This is a genomic window from Acidobacteriota bacterium, assembly GCA_039028635.1.
In the GTDB taxonomy this organism is placed as follows: domain Bacteria; phylum Acidobacteriota; class Thermoanaerobaculia; order Multivoradales; family JBCCEF01; genus JBCCEF01.
On the sequence record JBCCHV010000015.1, the window covers coordinates 1 to 17729 of the forward strand.

At 68.4% G+C, this 17729-nt stretch carries 16 protein-coding genes; 14 read left to right on the forward strand and 2 right to left on the reverse strand.

Annotated elements, in window-relative coordinates:
• Positions 1-224 precede the first annotated feature (224 nt).
• Both AAF604_08405 and AAF604_08410 read right to left on the reverse strand, forming a co-directional pair.
• Positions 225-410, reverse strand: coding sequence for a DUF4177 domain-containing protein (locus tag AAF604_08405; protein MEM7049666.1), 186 nt, complete (start codon positions 408-410; stop codon positions 225-227).
• 158 nt (positions 411-568) lie between these two features.
• On the reverse strand, positions 569-1384 hold the full coding sequence (locus AAF604_08410) for an SAM-dependent chlorinase/fluorinase (protein ID MEM7049667.1): 816 nt from the start codon (positions 1382-1384) through the stop codon (positions 569-571).
• Positions 1385-1554: 170 nt separating this feature from the next.
• Between AAF604_08410 and AAF604_08415 the strand changes: the two genes are divergently transcribed.
• From AAF604_08415 to era, 14 genes are all read left to right on the forward strand, one after another.
• Positions 1555-2046 carry a (2Fe-2S)-binding protein gene (locus tag AAF604_08415; GenBank protein MEM7049668.1) on the forward strand — a complete coding sequence of 164 codons (492 nt, stop codon included), beginning with the start codon at positions 1555-1557 and terminating at the stop codon, positions 2044-2046.
• Positions 2043-4382, forward strand: a complete 2340-nt coding sequence (locus AAF604_08420) for a xanthine dehydrogenase family protein molybdopterin-binding subunit (protein ID MEM7049669.1) — start codon at positions 2043-2045, stop codon at positions 4380-4382. Before AAF604_08415 ends, AAF604_08420 begins: the two co-directional genes overlap by 4 nt.
• The gene (locus AAF604_08425; GenBank protein MEM7049670.1) at positions 4379-5269 is read left to right on the forward strand and encodes a xanthine dehydrogenase family protein subunit M; all 891 of its coding nucleotides are present in this window, start codon (positions 4379-4381) and stop codon (positions 5267-5269) included. Before AAF604_08420 ends, AAF604_08425 begins: the two co-directional genes overlap by 4 nt.
• Before the next feature lie 73 nt (positions 5270-5342).
• Positions 5343-6128, forward strand: coding sequence for a cyclase family protein (locus tag AAF604_08430; GenBank protein MEM7049671.1), 786 nt, complete (start codon positions 5343-5345; stop codon positions 6126-6128).
• A 17-nt stretch (positions 6129-6145) separates the two neighbouring features.
• Positions 6146-7546, forward strand: coding sequence for an amidase family protein (locus AAF604_08435; GenBank protein MEM7049672.1), 1401 nt, complete (start codon positions 6146-6148; stop codon positions 7544-7546).
• Positions 7547-7817: 271 nt separating this feature from the next.
• Positions 7818-8519, forward strand: coding sequence for a TIGR04282 family arsenosugar biosynthesis glycosyltransferase (locus AAF604_08440; protein ID MEM7049673.1), 702 nt, complete (start codon positions 7818-7820; stop codon positions 8517-8519).
• On the forward strand, positions 8516-10054 hold the full coding sequence (locus AAF604_08445) for an NAD(P)H-hydrate dehydratase (GenBank protein MEM7049674.1): 1539 nt from the start codon (positions 8516-8518) through the stop codon (positions 10052-10054). Before AAF604_08440 ends, AAF604_08445 begins: the two co-directional genes overlap by 4 nt.
• The gene (gene tsaE / locus AAF604_08450) at positions 10054-10467 is read left to right on the forward strand and encodes a tRNA (adenosine(37)-N6)-threonylcarbamoyltransferase complex ATPase subunit type 1 TsaE (GenBank protein MEM7049675.1); all 414 of its coding nucleotides are present in this window, start codon (positions 10054-10056) and stop codon (positions 10465-10467) included. The genes AAF604_08445 and tsaE overlap by 1 nt, the downstream gene beginning before the upstream one ends.
• Before the next feature lie 57 nt (positions 10468-10524).
• Positions 10525-11376, forward strand: a complete 852-nt coding sequence (locus tag AAF604_08455; GenBank protein MEM7049676.1) for a 3-hydroxybutyryl-CoA dehydrogenase — start codon at positions 10525-10527, stop codon at positions 11374-11376.
• 111 nt (positions 11377-11487) lie between these two features.
• On the forward strand, positions 11488-12477 hold the full coding sequence (locus AAF604_08460; protein ID MEM7049677.1) for a PhoH family protein: 990 nt from the start codon (positions 11488-11490) through the stop codon (positions 12475-12477).
• A gap of 86 nt (positions 12478-12563) precedes the next feature.
• On the forward strand, positions 12564-14927 hold the full coding sequence (locus tag AAF604_08465; protein ID MEM7049678.1) for an HDIG domain-containing metalloprotein: 2364 nt from the start codon (positions 12564-12566) through the stop codon (positions 14925-14927).
• A complete protein-coding gene (ybeY, locus tag AAF604_08470) occupies positions 14924-15367 on the forward strand; it encodes an rRNA maturation RNase YbeY (GenBank protein MEM7049679.1) in 444 nt (147 codons plus the stop codon). Before AAF604_08465 ends, ybeY begins: the two co-directional genes overlap by 4 nt.
• 5 nt (positions 15368-15372) lie before the next feature.
• Positions 15373-16623, forward strand: a complete 1251-nt coding sequence (locus AAF604_08475) for a hemolysin family protein (GenBank protein ID MEM7049680.1) — start codon at positions 15373-15375, stop codon at positions 16621-16623.
• Positions 16616-17527 (forward strand): GTPase Era, encoded by a 912-nt coding sequence (era, locus tag AAF604_08480; protein MEM7049681.1) that lies wholly within the window; start codon positions 16616-16618, stop codon positions 17525-17527. Before AAF604_08475 ends, era begins: the two co-directional genes overlap by 8 nt.
• Positions 17528-17729: the final 202 nt, after the last annotated feature.

The window sequence follows — 17729 nt, forward strand, 5'->3', positions numbered from 1 at the left end:
GACCTGAAGCCCTCGAATCTCAAACTTTTCCAGCAGCCTGCTAGCAGGTTGCTGAAAAACTCATCGGCCACCTGCTTCCGGGCCCGAGAGGGCCCGGCGGCGAAGCCGTGAGTCGGGGTGAGCCCGAAAAATCGCACTTTTTCGGGCGAGGGGGCGCTCAGCCCCCTGAAACAAACAGCTAGCAGCGCTGGAAAAGTCGCGAAGCGGACTTTTTCAGCAGCCTGCTAGCCTACCGGGCGCTTGAAGACCATCGCGATGTTGTCGGTGGCGCCGGTCTTGAAGTTCACCGAGGTGATCGAGACCAGCTCCCAGCCCTCGACGCCGAGGGCGTTGAGCTCCGGGGCTGCTTCCGGATCGAGCCGATAGCGCTCGCTGCGGATGTTGATGATTTTGTATTCCCACTTCTGCATCGGCCGCTCCTTCCCAAAGTGAGATAGCCACGATTCTATCGCGTGGCCCCGAAACGTCCCCGGGCAAGGAGCCCGCCGGCGAGACCATTCGGCCTGTGGTTCACCGCCACCTATCAGCGCAGCCCGAGGCCTGGACCGTCGCGTGATGTCCTACCGCGTCAGCGCAGGTGAATGAGCAGCGGAACGCCGCGAGGGACGCCCCAGGAGGCGGCGAGGGAGCGGTCTCGCAGGGCGAGCTCGAGGGTTCCGAGGGAGCCCGGCAGGAGGGCCGGTTGGTCCGCGGCGAGGGCGGCGTAGTGGTCGGCCCGAACCTCGGTCCGGTGCCCCTCGACCAGGCTTTCGCAGGCCCGCTGACCGGCCCAGGCGGTGGGAATGTCGCTCACCAGGTTGCCGAAGCGGTCGCAGTGGACGATGTACCCGTGAAGACTGGTCCCGGCGGCGCCGATCTCGCCCTCGTGCCACGGTGCCGGTCGCTCGAGGTGGATCGGATCGTCGATCTCCGGGCCGAGGGCCGTGAGCGGCTCGCCACCGGCCAGGGCCGCCGCCAGCGGCGCGAAGCGGTCACGACCAGCGAAGGTGCGGCCGGCCGAGGAAAAGCCGCCTTCGGCGGCGCCATCGAGATAGAGATCGGGACGATCGGCGGCCACCAGGGTGGTCCGGCCGCTACGCGCCAGGACGTCGCTGAGCAGGCCATTGTCGGGGGCGACGTAGAGTTGCTCGTCGCAGCGCGCCGCCAGCATGCGTCGCGTCGAGCCGACGCCGGGATCGACCACCGCCAGGTGCACGGTGCCCGCCGGGTACCAGCGGCTGGCGGCGGACAGCATCCAGCTCGCGCCGGCGACGTCGCCCGGTGCGAGCCGGTGGCCGAGGTCGATCTGGCGTGCCGTCGGTGCCCGCTGCAGCAGGACTCCCTTGACGGCGGCCACGTAGTAGTCGGTTTCGCCGAAGTCGGTCAGCAAGGTGATCGCGGTCATCGGATGGCATCCTATCGAGGGGCGGGCCGTGGCCGAGCTCGCGAGGGGGCCAGGGGTACGGCTCGCCGGAGGATGGATGGCGCCTGTGGAAGAATGGCGGCTGATCAGCGGTCATGACCTTGGCCGTGGTGACTTGGGTGCGGTGCCGTGGTGCACCGCCGTGGAGGAGCATGGAGCAGAGTGATCTACGAGCCATCTCGGTGGTCGTCAATGGGGTGTCCCATCGCTGCCGGGTGGAGCCTCGCCTGCTGCTGAGCGACTTTCTACGCCATCATCTCGGCCTCACCGGAACCCGCGTCGGTTGTGAGCACGGCGTCTGCGGCGCCTGCACCATCCACCTCGACGGCACCGCCGTGCGCTCCTGCCTGCTGTTCGCGGTCCAGGTCGACGGTCACGAGCTACGCACCGTCGAAGGCCTGGCCGCCAGCGACGGTACTCTGCACCCCCTGCAGGAGGCCTTTCGCGACACCCATGGCCTGCAGTGCGGTTTCTGCACCGCCGGTTTTCTGATGAGTCTGTTGCCTTTCGTCGAGGCCCATGAGGATCCCTCGGAAGCCGAGATTCGCGACGCCATGGGCGGAAATCTCTGCCGCTGCACCGGCTACCAGAAGATTGTCGCGGCGGTGCAGAAGGCGACGCGGCGGGGCGAGGAATCTCCGTGAGCTCTCGTCTGGTGGGACGCCGTTTGCGGCGCCAGGAAGATTCGCAGCTGCTCACCGGTCAGGCGCGCTTCGTCGATGACATCGACCTCCCGGGGATGCTGCACGTGGCCTTTCTGCGCAGCGATTTCGCCCACGGCCATTTGCGCGGGGTCGACGTCGAAGCGGCGCGCCAGCGTCCCGGCGTGGTCGCCGTCTACACCGCCGAGTCCTTGGGCGATTACTGGCGTCCGGGACCGTTGCTGGTGCCGCCGCCGCCGATACCCGGCATCGAGTTCCACGAGCGCACCCAGGTGCCGCTGGCGCGCGACAAAGTGCGCCACGTCGGCGAGCCGGTGGCGGCGGTGGTGGCGGAGAGTCGCTACCTCGCCGAGGATGCCGTGGCCGACCTCTATCCCGACATCGAGCCCCTGCCGGCGGTGGTCGACCTGGAGGCGGCCCTCGCCTCCGAGGCGCCACGGGTGCACGAGGACCTGGCCTCGAACTTGGCGGCACGGGTGCTGCAGGAGAAGGGCGACTTCGACGCCGCTCGCGAGCAGGCGGCGCACCGGGTGAAGCGGCGCCTGACCTACGACCATGGGATCGCGGCGGCGATGGAGAATCGCGGCATCGTGGCCGACTGGGATCGCCGCGACCAAACCATGCGCCTCTGGGACACCACCCAGGCGCCGATTCCGATCCGCAACGGCCTCGCCGCCATGCTCGGCCTGTCGGAGTCCCAGGTGCGGGTGGTGGCGCCCTTCATCGGTGGCGGCTTCGGTCCCAAGATCATGATGTTCTATCCCGAGGAGGTGCTCCTCCCCTGGATCTCCATGCAGCTCGACCGGCCGGTGAAGTGGATCGAGGACCGGCAGGAGAACTTCTTCGCCACCACCCACGAGCGCAGCCAGGTGCACGATGCCGAGATGGTGATCGACGGCGACGGCCGCATCCTGGGGGTGAAGGACGTCTTCCTGCACGACACCGGGGCCTATGACACCTATGGCCTGACCGTGCCGATCAACAGCCAGTGCACCCTCCTCGGCTGCTATCGCGTGCCGTCCTATCGCAGCGAGTTCAAATCGGTGTTCACCAACAAGACCCTGGTGACGCCCTACCGCGGGGCCGGCCGGCAACACGGCGTTTTCGTGATGGAGCGGCTGCTCGACCTGGCGGCCCGCGAGGCGGGCCTCGACGGCCTCGAGATCCGGCGCCGGAATCTCCTCCAGAAGGATGAGTTTCCCTACAACCAGGAGGTCATCTACCAGGACTTCGCGCCGCTGGTCTACGACAGCGGCGACTACCTCCCGGCACTCGAAAAGGCCGCCGCGATGATCGGCTGGCGGGAGTTTCGGGAGCGCCCCCGGCGGCACGGCGACAAGGCCCTCGGCATCGGCCTGGTGACCTATGTCGAAGGCACCGGAATCGGTCCCTACGAAGGTGCCCGGGTGACCATCGAAGCGAGCGGCAAGGTCAACCTCGCCACCGGCGTGGGGACTCAAGGGCAAGGCCATTTCACCGCCTTCGCCCAGCTGGTGGCGGAGCAGCTCGGCGTCGGCGTGGAGGATGTGCGGGTGACCACCGGCGATACCGCCGCCTTCCACTGGGGGACCGGTACCTTCGCCAGCCGCGGCGCGGTGGTCGCCGGCAACGCCTGCCACGCCGCCGGGCTCGAGGTGCGTCGCAAGGTGCTGGAGGCGGCGAGCCGGCACTTCGAAGTGGCGCCGGAGGATCTCGAGCTGGTCGATGGCGAGGTGCGGATTCCGGGGGTTCCGGGCAAGACCATCTCCCTGGGAGCCCTGGCGGTGCAGGCCAACCCGCTGCGCGGTGCCGTCGCCCCGGGCACCGAGCCCGGCCTCGAGGCGACCACCTATTTCGGTCCCGAGAGCAGTACGACGGCGAGCGGCGTGCACGCCATGGTGGTGGAGGTCGATCTCGCCACCTACGACGTCGACATCCAGCGCTATGTGGTGGTCCACGACTGCGGCCGGGTGATCAACCCCCTGATCCTCGAGGGGCAGATTGAGGGCGGCGTGGCCCAGGGCATCGGCAATGCCTTCTATGAGCAACTGATCTACGACGACGAAGGGCAGCTCCTCAACGCCTCCCTGATGGATTACCTGTTGCCGACGGCGGACTGTGTGCCGACGATCGAAGGGGCCCATCTCGAGACGCCGTCACCGCTCAATCCCCTCGGCATCAAGGGAGCCGGCGAAGCCGGCGCGATTCCGGTGGGGGCGCTGTTCGCCCAGGCGGTGGAAGATGCGCTGCGCCACACCGGCGTCGAGATCCTTGACATCCCCCTCAGCCCGCATCGCCTGTTCGAGCTCATGCAGCAGCGCCGGGAGTCGCAACCGTGAAGCCGGCGGCCTTCGACTACCGCCGGCCCGCCACCGTCGACGAGGTGGTGGCGCTTCTCGCCGAGCACGGCGACGAAGCCAAGGTTCTCGCCGGCGGACAGAGTCTGGTGCCAGCGATGAACTTTCGCCTCGCCCAGCCGCGGATTCTGATCGACCTGCAGGACGTCGCCGGCCTCGATCACCTGGAGGAATCGGCGGGCGCTTTGCGGATTGGGGCGATGTGTCGTCAGCGCCAGGTCGAGCGCAGTCCGCTGGTCGCGGAGCGGACGCCACTGCTGGCCGCCGCCATGCCGTCCATCGCCCATCCCCAGATCCGCAACCGCGGCACCTTCGGTGGCTCCCTCGCCCACGCCGATCCCGCTTCCGAGCTACCGGCGGTGCTCGCCGCCCTCGGTGGGCGCCTGCGGGTGCGACGGCAGAGCGCCGAGGAGTGGGTCGCGGTGGACGATTTCTTCGTTTCCCTGTTCACCACCGCCCTGGGCAGCGACGGCCTGCTGCTCGAGGTCGAAGTGCCCTTTCAGGAGGCCGCTTCGGGATGGGCCTTCGAAGAGTTCTCGCGGCGCCACGGCGACTACGCCCTGGTCGGCGTAGCGGTGGTGCTGGGTTTCGCCGGCGCGCGCTGTCGCCATGCCCGTATCGCCCTGTTCTCCGTCGGCGAGGGTCCGGTGCGGGCGCGCCGCGCCGAGGAGCTCTTGCAGGCGGGGTCTTGGGAAGACGCGGACGCCGCCACGGCGACGCTGCAGCGGGCGGCGTCGACGGCGGCGCAGGAAGACATCGAACCGCCGGGAGATATTCACGCCTCTGCCGACTACCGCCGTCACCTCGCCGAGGTGTTGACCGGCCGAACGCTGCGTCGCGCGGCGGAACGCGCCGGCCGGAGCCTGTGAAGCGCCGCCGGCTCGAGTGCGCGCGTCCGGCAGGAATGAAACCGACCATCGCAACCCATCTCGAGGAGCTGCCATGAGGCTGATCGACCTTTCCCAACCGCTCAACCAGGATTGCCCCTCCTGGCCCTACTATCCACCCTTCGAGGTCAAGTACATCAAGCGCAAGGCGGAGCACGGGGTCAACGCCCAGTACATCCAGACCTCAAATCACATGGGAACCCATCTCGATGCGCCGCGGCACTTCGTCACCGGCGGCATGACCATCGACGAGATTCCCCTCGATTGGCTCTGCAACACCGGCGTGATCGTCGATCTGCGGGACGAGATGGACGAGCTCGCCGCCTATACGCCGGAGATGATCGAAGCGCGCGTCGAGGTGCGGGAAGGGGACATCCTGCTGCTGCACACCGGTTGGCATCGCTACGCCCAGTTCGGGGCCGAGCCCGATGAAGAGCGCTATATCCACCGTCATCCGGGCGCTCACCCGCGGATGGTCGACTGGCTGCTGGAGAAGAAGATCCGCATCTGGGGGGTCGACTGTATTTCGACGGATCACCCGATGAACCTGCCTATCGGTCGCTTCCTCGGCAAGGGCATGCACGGCCACTGCGATCGGGTGCGGGCGCAGTGCGAAGCCAAGTTCGGCAAAGAGGAGATGGCGGAGCTGTTCCCGGACGAGGCCTATCAGCTCACCCACAACGCCCTCTTCCCGCACAACTGCATGCACATCGAGAATCTCGGTGGCGACATCGATGCCGCCGAGCTGCAGAACCGGCGCCTGACCATCGGTTGCTTCCCCTGGAAGTTCAAGGGCGGTGAGGCGGCCTTCTGTCGCACCGTCGCGTTTCTCGACGCCTAGCCTGGAGCTGTCGCGAGATGAGGCAGATCGCCCTGCTGACGGCGGTGGAGATGCGGCGACGGCTGGCGCGGCGGGAGCTCACCGCCGAGGCCTTGACCGCCGCCTGTCTCGACCGGGTCGAGCGCTTCGATTCCCTGCTGGGGGCGATCTGCACCCCCTCTCCGGACGCCCTCGAAGAAGCCCGCGAGCTCGACCGCCGGAGCGCGGCGGGGGAGCCCCAGGGCCTCCTCCATGGGCTGCCGGTGGGGATCAAGGACGTCACCGAGACGGCCGGCCTGCGCACCACCTATGGCTCTCTCCTCTACGCCGATCACGTACCGAAAGAGGATGCCGTGGTGGTCGAGCGCCTGCGCCGCGTCGGGGCCGTCATCCTGGGCAAGACCAACACCCCGGAGTTCGCCACCGGTGGCAACACCTTCAACGAGGTCTTCGGTCGCACCCGCAACCCGTGGAATCCGGAGCGCAGCGCCGGGGGCTCGACGGGCGGTGGCGCCGCGGCCTTGGCGAGCGGCATGATCGCCCTCGCCCAGGGCACCGATCTCGGCGGATCGTTGCGCATTCCCGCCGCCTTCTGCGGCATCGTCGGTCTGCGGCCCTCGCCGGGCCTGGTGCCGACGGTGCCGAGCGATTTTCTGTGGGACAGCTATCAGGTTTCCGGGTTCATGGCGCGGGACGCCGAGGACGTCGCCCTGGCCCTCGACGCGGTGGCCGGGCCGAGTCGGCGATCGCCCCTCTGCCAGCCGGTCGCCGGTCGCGCCTTTCTCGAGTCGGTGCAAGCGGAGGGTAGGCCCCGAGGGCGCTATGCCTACTGTCCGGACATCGCCGGCATCGGAGTCGACGGCGCGGTTCTCGAGGTCTGCGGCCAGGCCGTCGAGGCGCTGCGCGGCGCCGGCGCCGAGGTGCGCGAGATCGAGCTCGATCTGGCCTTCGCCCGGCAGCCGTTCCTGGCCCTGCGGGGGCTCTGGATGGTGACCCAGCAGCTCGGCCGCCTGCACCACCTCGAGCGCTTCGGCGACAACCTGGCCGGCAACGTGCGCGCCGGCCTCGATGTGTCGGCCCGCGATCTCGCCGAAGCGGAGCGCACGCGCAGCCGTCTCTGGCGGCTCTTCGGGGAGCTCTTCGAGGACTACGACGGCCTGCTCACGCCGACCCTGCCGGTGGCGCCCTTTCCGGTGGAGGAGAACTATCCCACCACCGTTGGCGGTCGCGAGATGGAGACCTATATCGACTGGGTCGCGCCGACCTTCGTCCTCACCATGACCGGTTTGCCGGCGGCGTCGGTGCCCGCCGGAGTCGACGACGATGGACTGCCCGTCGGCCTGCAGATCGTCACCCCGCCCCAGGGCGAGGAGGCGGCCCTGGCGGTGGCGCGCTGGGTGCAGCAGGTGGTGCCGCTGGGGACTCCGCCCTTGGATTGACGGGCGGCCTTCGAGGAGGCCGGGCGACAGCTTCCGGAATCGGACTCTCGCCACCGGCGCCGGTGGCGAGATCGGACTCGCCCGCCCTTCTCACGAGCTTTCCGCTGCGCGTCCGTATGTCCCCGAATCTGCTGCGTTCTCCGTCGCTTGCTCTCCTCGCAGTACGTCGAGTACGGCTGCGTCGTGGCAGCGACGGATGCCTTGCATCTTCAAGAACCTACGGCCTCTCGCCAGGAAACCTCGTGAGAAGACCGGGCTAGAATCATCCGCCATGGAAGCTCGATCCCCTGAATCCCCCGGCGCCGAGGCCCCCACTCTGCCGCGCCTGATCCTGTTCACCAAACCGGCGGTGCCGGGGCGGGTCAAGACCCGCCTGATCGGCGCTCTCGACGCCCGCCAAACGGCGGCCCTGCACCAGGCCTTTCTCGACGACCTGCTGGAGCGCCTCGCCGGCGGTGCCTTCGAGCTGCGCATCGCCTGGGCGCTCGAAGGAGACGAGGTGGTTCCCGCCTCGCCGGCGCCCGGTGAGCGTCAGGAAGGTGCCGATCTCGGTGAGCGGTTGTTTCGGGCTCTTTCTCGCGGCGCCGCCGAGGGTCGGCCGGTGGCGGCCATCGGTAGCGACCATCCGGGCCTCGGCCGGGGTGACGTCGAAGCCGCCTTTGCCGCCCTCGAGTCTGCTGACGTCGCCCTCGGCCCGGTGGCGGACGGTGGCTACTACTTGATCGCCCTGCGGCCGGAGGTGGTCTCGCCGCGGCTCTTCGGCGACATTCCCTGGAGCACCGGGGAGGTCTTCGCGCTCACCCTGGAGCGCTGCCGTGCCGCCGGCCTGGAGGTCGCGATCCTGCCGCCGGGGAGCGACGTCGACACGCCGGAAGACCTCGATCGCCTGGTGGCGGCGATCGCCGCCGGCCGCATCGTCGGGCCGCGAATCGAGGCCCTGCTGCAGAGCTGGGGTCGGGGAGATCGGCGATGAAGGTGCTGACTCCCGAGACCATGGCGGCGATCGATCGTCGCGCCATCGAGGAGATCGGCATCCCCGGGCCGGTTCTGATGGAGAACGCCGCCTTGGGGGTGGTGGACGCGGTGGCGCAGCTCTTTCCCGAGGCCGAATCGGTGGCGATCTTCTGTGGACCGGGCAACAACGGCGGCGATGGCTTCGCGGTGGGGCGCCATCTCGCCCTGCGCGGCTACCGGGTCGAGCTGTTCCTGTGGTCGGGCCGACGCGGGCCGCAGGGTGATGCACGCCTGCAGCACGATATCTGTCGGCGCCAGGGCCTCGAGATCGCCCCCCTCGACGATGCCGCGGCGGTTGCCGCGGCTCTCGAGGAGGCGGCGACGACGGACCTGCTGATCGATGCCCTCTTCGGAACCGGCCTCGGGCGGCCCCTCGAGGGGGTGCTCGGAGAGCTGGTCCACGGCCTCAATCATCTGCCGGCACCGCGTTTGGCGGTGGATCTTCCGAGCGGTCTCCAGGGCGGCCGCTGGCAGCTCGACGGGCCGGCCGTCGCCGCCGAGGCGACGGTGACCTTCGCTGCCCCCAAGGTGGCCCATGTGCTGTCACCGGCGGCGGACCGGGTGGGCGAGCTGGTGGTGGCCGACCTCGGCATGCCGCGCTTTCTGCTGGAGGAGGCGCCGGCGGCCCTCGAGCTGCTGCTGCCGGAGGAGGTGGCGCCCTGGCTGGGACCCCGCCCCAGGGCGGCTCACAAGGGCTCCTTCGGCCACGTGCTGATCGCTGCCGGTGGCCTCGGACGGGGCGGGGCGGCGGTGCTGGCCGGCCGCGGCGCGGTCGGCGGTGGCGCCGGGCTGGTGACTCTGGCGGTACCGGAGCCGGCCCTGGTGGTGGTCGATGGCGGCTGCTTGGAGGCGATGGCGGAGCCCTTGCCGGTGGATGGGCGCGGCCGAGTGCCGGTGACCGCCGGAGCGGCGCTGCTCGCCCTCTGCGACGGCAAGGCGGTGCTCGCCATGGGGCCCGGATTCGCCGCCGACGAAGCCTTGATTCGCGACGTCGCCCTGGCCGCACCGCTGCCCTTGGTGCTCGATGCGGAGGGCCTCAACGCCTTCGCCGGGCGCCTCGGCGAGCTGCGCTCGCGGCCCTCCGACAGCACCGTCCTGACGCCCCATCCCGGCGAGCTCGGCCGCCTGCTCGGCATCAGCTCGTCACAGGTGCAGGCGGATCGGCCCGGGGCGGCCCGCCAAGCCGCCGCCGACAGCGGTGCCGTGGTGGTGCTGAAGGGCCACCAGAGCCTGATCGCCGATCCCGCCGGACGCCTCGCCCTGATCGACCGCGGCAATCCCGGCATGGCGACCGGCGGTAGCGGCGATGTGTTGACCGGTCTGCTCGCCGCCCGCTGGGCTCAAGGAGACCTTTGGCCGGGAGTCTGCTCGGCGGTCTTTCTGCATGCCCTGGCGGGCGATTTGGCGGCGGCCGACACGGGCCAGGAGAGCCTGGCGGCGGGTGATCTGGTCGCTGCCCTCGGCGCCGCTTTCCGGCAGTTGGAGGCACGCTGATGGAGTGGCTCTGCCAGTCGGAAGAGGAGACTCGGCGGGTCGGCGAGCTGCTGGCGCCAGAGCTGTCGCCGGCGGGGATCCTCCTGCTGACCGGCGATCTCGGTGCCGGCAAGACGGTGTTGGCTCAGGGAATCGGTCGCGGTCTGGGTATCGATCCGGCGGAAATTCAGTCCCCCACGTATACTCTCGTTCGCGAGCACCGCGGCAGCCGCGGCGGACTGGTCCATCTCGACCTCTACCGCCTGGAAGCCGCGGAAGTCGCCGACCTGGGGATCGAAGAGATCCTCGCCGGCCCGGCCGTCAAGGTGGTCGAGTGGCCGGACCGACTCCCATTTCCCGTCTCGGGAGCTCGGCATCTGATGATTGAGAAACTCGCCCCGACGGCACGGCGCATCGCCAGCGTCACGGAGTAGGACGCCGCGAGCCGCCGAGGTCCGCCAGGGGCGCTGTTCGAAGGAGAATTTTTGACCATGAAGATCAAGAAGGTAGGAGTGCTCGGTTGTGGCCTGATGGGGGCCGGCATCGCCGAGGTGAGCGCCCGTGCCGGCTACGAGACCATCGTTCGAGAGCTCAGCGAGAACGTCCTCGACAAGGGCCTCGGCCGGATCCACAAGAGCCTCGACAAGGCGGTCTCGAAGGGCCGCCTCGAAGATGCCGAGCGCGAAGCGACGCTGGCCCGCCTGAGCGGTACCGTCGAGCTCTCCGACCTGGCCGATTGCGATGTCGTGGTCGAGGCCATCGTCGAGAACCTCGAAGAGAAGAAGAAGACCCTGGCGGCGGTGGATCGTGAGGTCAAAGAGTCGGCGATCGTGGGCAGCAACACCTCGTCCCTCACCATCACCCAGCTCGCCATGGCGACCCAGCGACCGGACCGGGTGGTGGGGCTCCACTTCTTCAATCCGGTGCCGGTGATGAAGCTCTGCGAGGTGGTGCGGACCCTGCTGACTTCGGACGACGCCTACGACGGCGCCTTCGAGTACATCCGCTCCCTGCGCAAGGAGCCGATCGCCTGCAAGGACAACTCGGGATTCATCGTCAACCGGCTGCTGGTGCCGTATCTGCTCGACGCCATTCGGGCCCTCGAGGAAGGCGTCGGCAGCGTCGAGGACATCGACAAGGGGATGCAGCTCGGTACCGGCTACCCGATGGGGCCCTTCACCTTGCTCGACTTCGTCGGTCTCGACACCACTTACTTCATCGCCAACATCATGTTCGAGGAGTACCGCGAGAAGCGGTTCGCGCCGCCGCCGCTGCTCAAGCAGATGGTGCAGGCGGGGCGCTATGGCCGGAAGAGCGGTCGCGGCTTCTACGACTACGGCTAGGACCGTCGCCGGGCGCGGCGTTTTTTGCTCTCCGGTGGTAGAATCTCGGGTTCCGGGAGCGGGCTCCCGGAACCCGAGAATGAACCGACCCTTGAGATTCGACTCCCCATCATGATTCAGGCGACGCTCTCCGAAGAGGGCTTGGACGCCGTTTTCGGAACCCGCGACGACAACCTGCGGCGCATCGAGCGAGCCTTCAAGGTTCGGCTGGCGGCGCGCGGAGCGGCGATTCACATCGATGGCGACCCCGCCGGTGTCACCGCCGTCGAGCATCTGCTGCAGGGACTTTCGACCCTGGCCGAGCGCGGCTACCGGTTGCGCACGGTGGATGTCCAGACCGCCATTCGGGTGATCGGCGAGGATTCCACCGCCTCGCTGGTGGAGTTCTTCATGCCGGAGGGCGCGATGGCGTCGGTGCGCCGAATGGTGGTGCCGCGCAGTCTGCGCCAGCAGCGCTATCTGCAGGCGATGAGCGACCACGACCTGGTGATCACCATCGGTCCCGCCGGTACCGGCAAGACCTATCTGGCGGTGGCGATGGCGGCCTCGGCGCTGCTCGAGAAGAAGGTGCGGCGCATCATCCTGGCGCGGCCGGCGGTGGAGGCGGGGGAGAAGCTGGGCTTCCTGCCCGGCGACCTGGCGGACAAGGTCAATCCCTACCTGCGGCCTCTCTACGATGCCCTCTACGACATCATCGGCTATGACAAGGTCGGCCGCATGCTGGAGCGCAACGTCATCGAGGTGGCGCCCATCGCCTTCATGCGCGGACGCACCTTGAACGACAGCTTCATCATCCTGGACGAAGCGCAGAACACCACCACCGAGCAGATGAAGATGTTCTTGACTCGCATCGGCTTCAACTCCAAGGCGGTGATCAACGGCGACGTCACCCAGGTCGACCTGCCGGCTGGGCGTATGTCCGGCCTGCGCGACGCCGAGCGGGTGCTGAGCGGGATTCCGGGGATCGAGTTCTTCCGCTTCGATCAGCGCGACGTGGTGCGTCACCCGCTGGTTCAGAAAATCGTCACCGCCTACGACCGTCTCGACCGTGCCGTGGAGGAGGAGCAGGAAGCCGCCGCCGTCGAGCCGGCGCCGGCCTGATCGGACCGATGGCGACCGCCCAAGATCCCGAGAAAATGCTGCCGCCGCGAGGCGGCCGACCCTCGACGAGGCGAAGGTAGGTCGCGGTGACCTCGAAACCTCCGTCAGCGAGCGCCACCACCACGACGCGGGCTAGCGGTGCGCGCACCCAGCGGGTCGGCACCGGCCGCGGCCAGCGACCGTCCGGCCTGCGGCGCTGGACCTCGCGCGCCCGCGACGGCTGGGCGGCGCTCCTCGAGATGCCCGCCGTCTGGGTCGTCCTGACTCTCGCCTTGGGCACCCTCGTGCTGCTACCGGAGGGTTTGTTCTTCAATCCTCGCATCGCCGCCGGCTCCCTCGCCGGTCGCGACTACGTCGCCCCTCAGGATCTCGAGATCCTCGACTCCCAGGCCACCGAGGAGAAGCGCCTGCGGGCCCAGGAAGAGGTGCTGCCGGTCTACGACTTCGACCCCCGTCTGCGGGGCGAGGTCGACGCCCAGTTCGGGCGCCTCTTCGCCGAGGGTCGGATCGAAGGCGTCGAGCCGCCGAGCCGGGAGATCCTCGCCGAGGCCAGCGGCCTCGAGGTCGGGCCGGCGCAGCGCCGGCTGTTGATCGACGAAGGATTCTCGGAGGATCTCGAAGATCGGGTGCGGAGTCTGCTGGGAGAGGTGCACCGGCGGAAGGTGGTCAACAACCGCGCCCGGCTGCTCGGCAACACCGCCCGCGGCGTCACCGTGCGCAACCTCGAGTCGAGTCTCGAAGTCACCGAGCGCAACCTTTTCGAGACCCTCGGCTCCGGCGACGAGCTGCGCGATTTCCTCGCCGCCGAAGTCCGCAACTGGCCCGGCTTGACGGCCTCCCAGCGGCGCGACCTGGGGGAGCTGCTGGCCGACAATTTGTCGTCCAACCTGGCGAGCAACCGGGTCGAGACGGAGAGCCGCCAGCGCGCCGCCCGGGAGCAGGTCGAGCCGCTCTTCACGCGCGTGCGCAAGGGCCAGGTGATCGTTCGCAAGGGCGATGCCGTGGACGAATCCCAGGCCGCCGCCATCGCCAGCTTCTCCGGACGACGCTCGCTGGGCGAGAAGCTGCTGCCGGTCTTCGGCACGGTCTTCCTGCTCACCCTGGCGGCGCTGGTGCTGTGGCTCGGCATGGGACGCGAGCGGGTGGCGAGCCACAGCCGCAGCCGGGCCTTCGGTGAGGTCCTGCTGACGCTGCTGTTGTCGTTGCTCGGTGCCAAGCTCGCTTTCGTCGTCGCCGCCGCCCTCGGCAGCTCTATCGAGCGGGCACCCTTCGACTCGATCGAGTCCTATGTCTTCGCCGTGCCCTTCGCCGCCGCCGCCCTGATCGCAGGGTTGTTGTTCGGCCGGCCGGTGGCGCTGCTGTCGTCGTTGGTGTTCTCGATCCTGGTCAGTCGTCTCGCCGTCGGCGAGCCCTTGGCGGTGGTGATCTTCAGCCTGGCGGGCTCCCTGGCGGCGGTCTTCGGTCTCGAGCAGGTGCAGATCAAGCAGCGCCTGATCATGGTGCGGATCGGGCTTCTGGTGGGTGTGGTCAACGTCGGCGCCGTGCTGTTGCTGCGTGCCCTGTCGGACAGTCCCCTCGGTGCCGCCGATCTCGCCTTCCGGCTGCTCTGTGCCTTCGCCGGCGGTCTGCTGGTGACGGCGGTGGCGAGCTTCGCCATTCCGATCCTCGAGTCGCTGCTCGGGATCACCACCGATATCAAGCTGATCGAGCTGTCGAACACCAACCTGCCGTTGCTCCGGCGCCTGGCCTTCGAGGCCCCGGGGAGCTTCCAGCATTCGCTGATGGTGGCCAATCTCGCCAAGGTCGGTTGCGAGGCCGTCGGCGCCGATGCCAACCTCGCCTACGCCGCCGGTCTCTACCACGACGTCGGCAAGGTCTTTCGCCCCGAGTACTTCGTCGAGAACCAGCGGCCCGGCCACAACCGGCACGACAAGCTGGCGCCGTCGATGAGTGCCTTGATCCTGATCAACCACGTCAAGGAAGGGGTCGAGCTGGCCCGCGAGCACCACCTGCCGCAGGTCATCATCGACGCCATCGAGCAGCATCACGGCACCCGCCTGATCAAGTTCTTCTTCAACCGTGCCCTCGAGCGCTGCGATCCGACGACGGGATCGGTGCGCGAGGAGAAGTACCGCTATCCGGGGCCCAAACCTCAGGACAAGGTGATGGGAGTGCTGATGCTGGCGGACGCCGTCGAGGCCGCCAGTCGAACCCTGGTGGATCCCAGCCCGGCGAAGGTCCGCGGCCTGATCCGGACCCTGATCGAAGACGTCTTGAGCGACGGCCAGCTCGACTGCACCGACCTCACCCTGGCCGATCTGCGTCAGGTCGCCGAAGCCTTCCAGCGGGTGTTGACCAACATCTTCCATCGCCGCATCGACTACCCGGGCTTCGATTTCAACGCTCCGCCCAAGCGCGAACGCAAGGCGGCCGAGGTGCGCGCTTCTTGAGGCCCGATCACGCACTGGACCTGGTGGTCCACAATCCCAACCGCTATCCAGAAATTTCGGTGGCGGAGCTGCGCCGCTGGCTGAGTCGCCTGGTGGGGGAGGTCGAGCCCGCGGCGGCGAGCCTCGGCGTGAGGTTTTCCGGCGATCGCCTGATGCGGCAGGCCAACCGCCGCTTTCGCGGCCGCGACAAGACCACCGATGTGCTGTCCTTTCCCGGCGAAGAGACGCCCGAAGGCCGTCATCTGGGAGATATCTTGATTTCGCTGCCGACCGCCCGGCGTCAGGCCACGGCTCATGGACACTCGATCGCTCGCGAGCTCAGGGTGCTGTTGATCCACGGCCTGCTGCACTGCCAGGGGCACGACCACGAGGCCGACGACGGCACCATGGAGCGCCTCGAGGCGGCGTTGCGCCGCCGCTGGCTGGAGGCGGCTCCGTGAATCCGATGCTGGTGCTGGCGGCGGTCGCGGCGGCCTTGCTGGTGGTTGCCGCCTCGGCGGTCTCGGCGCTCCTCGAGCGCAGCGGTCCGGTTCGCCTTCGCCTGTGGGCGGAGGAGGCCGAAGGCCGACTGCTGCGCCTCCACGGCCAGCGCGAACGCTTCAATGCCTTTCGCATGGTGCTCAGCCTGCTCGCCAAGGTCGCCCCGCTGGTGTTGATGGCGGCCCTCGTCGCCCTCGGCCTCGTCGCCGGCCATGGTCAGGACGACGTAGTGCTGGTGGCGGCGGCCTTGACCCTGCTCTGGCTCACCCTCTCGGAGCTGCTCAACCGGCTGCTGGTGGACCGCTTCGCGGAGACCGCCCTGCGGCGCGCCACCTTGCTCTACCGGGCCCTTTACTGGCTGGGCTGGCCGCTGGTGCTGATGGTCGCACCCTGGTTGCCGGAGAGCACTGCCAATGGCGGCGACGAAGACGAAGACGATGCTTCGAGCGAGGAGATCGAGGCCTTCATCGATTTCGGCAAGCGCGAGGGCATTCTCGAGCCCGAAGAAGAGAAGATGGTGTGGGGCATCGTCGACCTGGGGGAGACCCAGGTGAAGAGCGTGATGACGCCTCGCATCGACATCACCTGCTCGCCGGCCGATGCCGATCTCGGGGAGCTCGCCGAGCTCTTCCTGTCCTCCGGCCACTCGCGGATTCCGCTGTACGAAGACTCGATCGACCAAATCGTCGGGATCCTCCATCTGCGCGATGCGCTGCGCGGGCTGCGCGCTGAACAGGCGGTGACGCCGAGTAGCTTGGCCAAGGCGCCCTTCATCATCCCCGAGACCAAACGCCTCGACGAGCTCCTCAAGGAAATGCAGGCGGAGGCCCAACAGGTGGCCATCGTGGTCGACGAGTACGGCGGCACCGCGGGATTGGTGACGGTGGAGGATCTCCTCGAAGAGATCGTCGGCGAGATCTCCGACGAGCACGAGGTGGAAGAGCCGGAGAACGAGATCCTCGCCGACGGTAGCTGGCGGCTGGACGGCCGCACCCATGTCGAGGAGCTCGCCGAGCTGCTCGATCGCGAGATCGAGGAGGGACCCTTCGAGACCCTCGGAGGATTGATTCTGTCGGCCCTCGGCGCGGTGCCGGAACAGGGCCAAGAGCTGGTGGCACAGGGGCTGCGACTGACCGTCGAGGCGGTCGAGAACCGCCGGATTCAGACGGTGCGAGTCGAGCCGGTGGACGACGAAGAGGAAGCGGAAGATGACTGAGGGCGTCAAGAAAGCGGGGACGGTAGCGTTGGTGGGGCGGCCCAACGCCGGCAAGTCGACGCTGATGAATCAACTCATTCGGGAGAAGGTGGCGATCGTTTCGGACAAGCCTCAGACGACGCGCCATCGCCTGGTCGGGATCCTCAACGACGAGCGCGGTCAGATCGTGTTTCACGACACGCCCGGCGTGCACAAGCCGCTGCACCGCATGAATCGTCAGATGGTGAGCGTTGCCATGGATGCCCTCAACGGCGCCGACATCGTCTGCCTGCTGGTCGATGCCAGCACCTCCCACGGCTCCGGCGAGCAGCAGCTCCTGGAGACGGTGCTGCGGGCCGAAAGCCCCAAGCTGGTGATCCTCAACAAGATCGATCTGGTCAACAAGGGGCGCCTGTTGCCGCGCATGGAGCTCTATGCCGAGGCCGGCGACTTCCAGGAGATCGTTCCGATCAGCGCCCTCACCGGCGATGGCCGGGAGGTGCTGCTCGATCTGCTGTTCGACCTGCTACCGCCTGGCGAGCCGCTCTACGATCCCGAGCTCTTGACGGTCCATCCGGACCGCTTCCTGGTGGCCGAGCGCATCCGCGAAAAGGTCCTCGAGCACACCCGCGACGAGCTGCCCTTCACCACCGCGGTCTTGCTCGATGCCTGGCAAGAGGAGGGCGCCGGCCTGGTGCGGATCTTCGCCTCCATTCTGGTCGAGAGGCCAGGGCAGAAAAAGATCCTGATCGGTCGCCAGGGCAGCATGATCAAAAAGGTCGGTACCGCCGCCCGCAAAGACCTCGAAGAGCTCCTCGGGCGGCGGGTCTACCTCGACCTCCAGGTCAAGCACGAGCCCGACTGGCGCGAAAACCGCCGCATCCTCGGCGACCTAGAGCGCGACCTTTGGGCCGACCTGGGTTAGGGATTCAGGGGGCCGCCGGCGGGAGCCTTGAGCGCAAGGCGGCGCCTTCGGCGCCGAGGACGGGCTGCCCTGGATAGGGGTGAAGGCGCGCGACATGCGCGCGCGCCCGCGGAAGGCCTTTAGCCCAAGAATGCCTCAAGAAATCGAAGCCGTCTGCTACCCAGCAGTCGGCTCCCGAGCCCGATGAGGGCGAGGCGGCGCC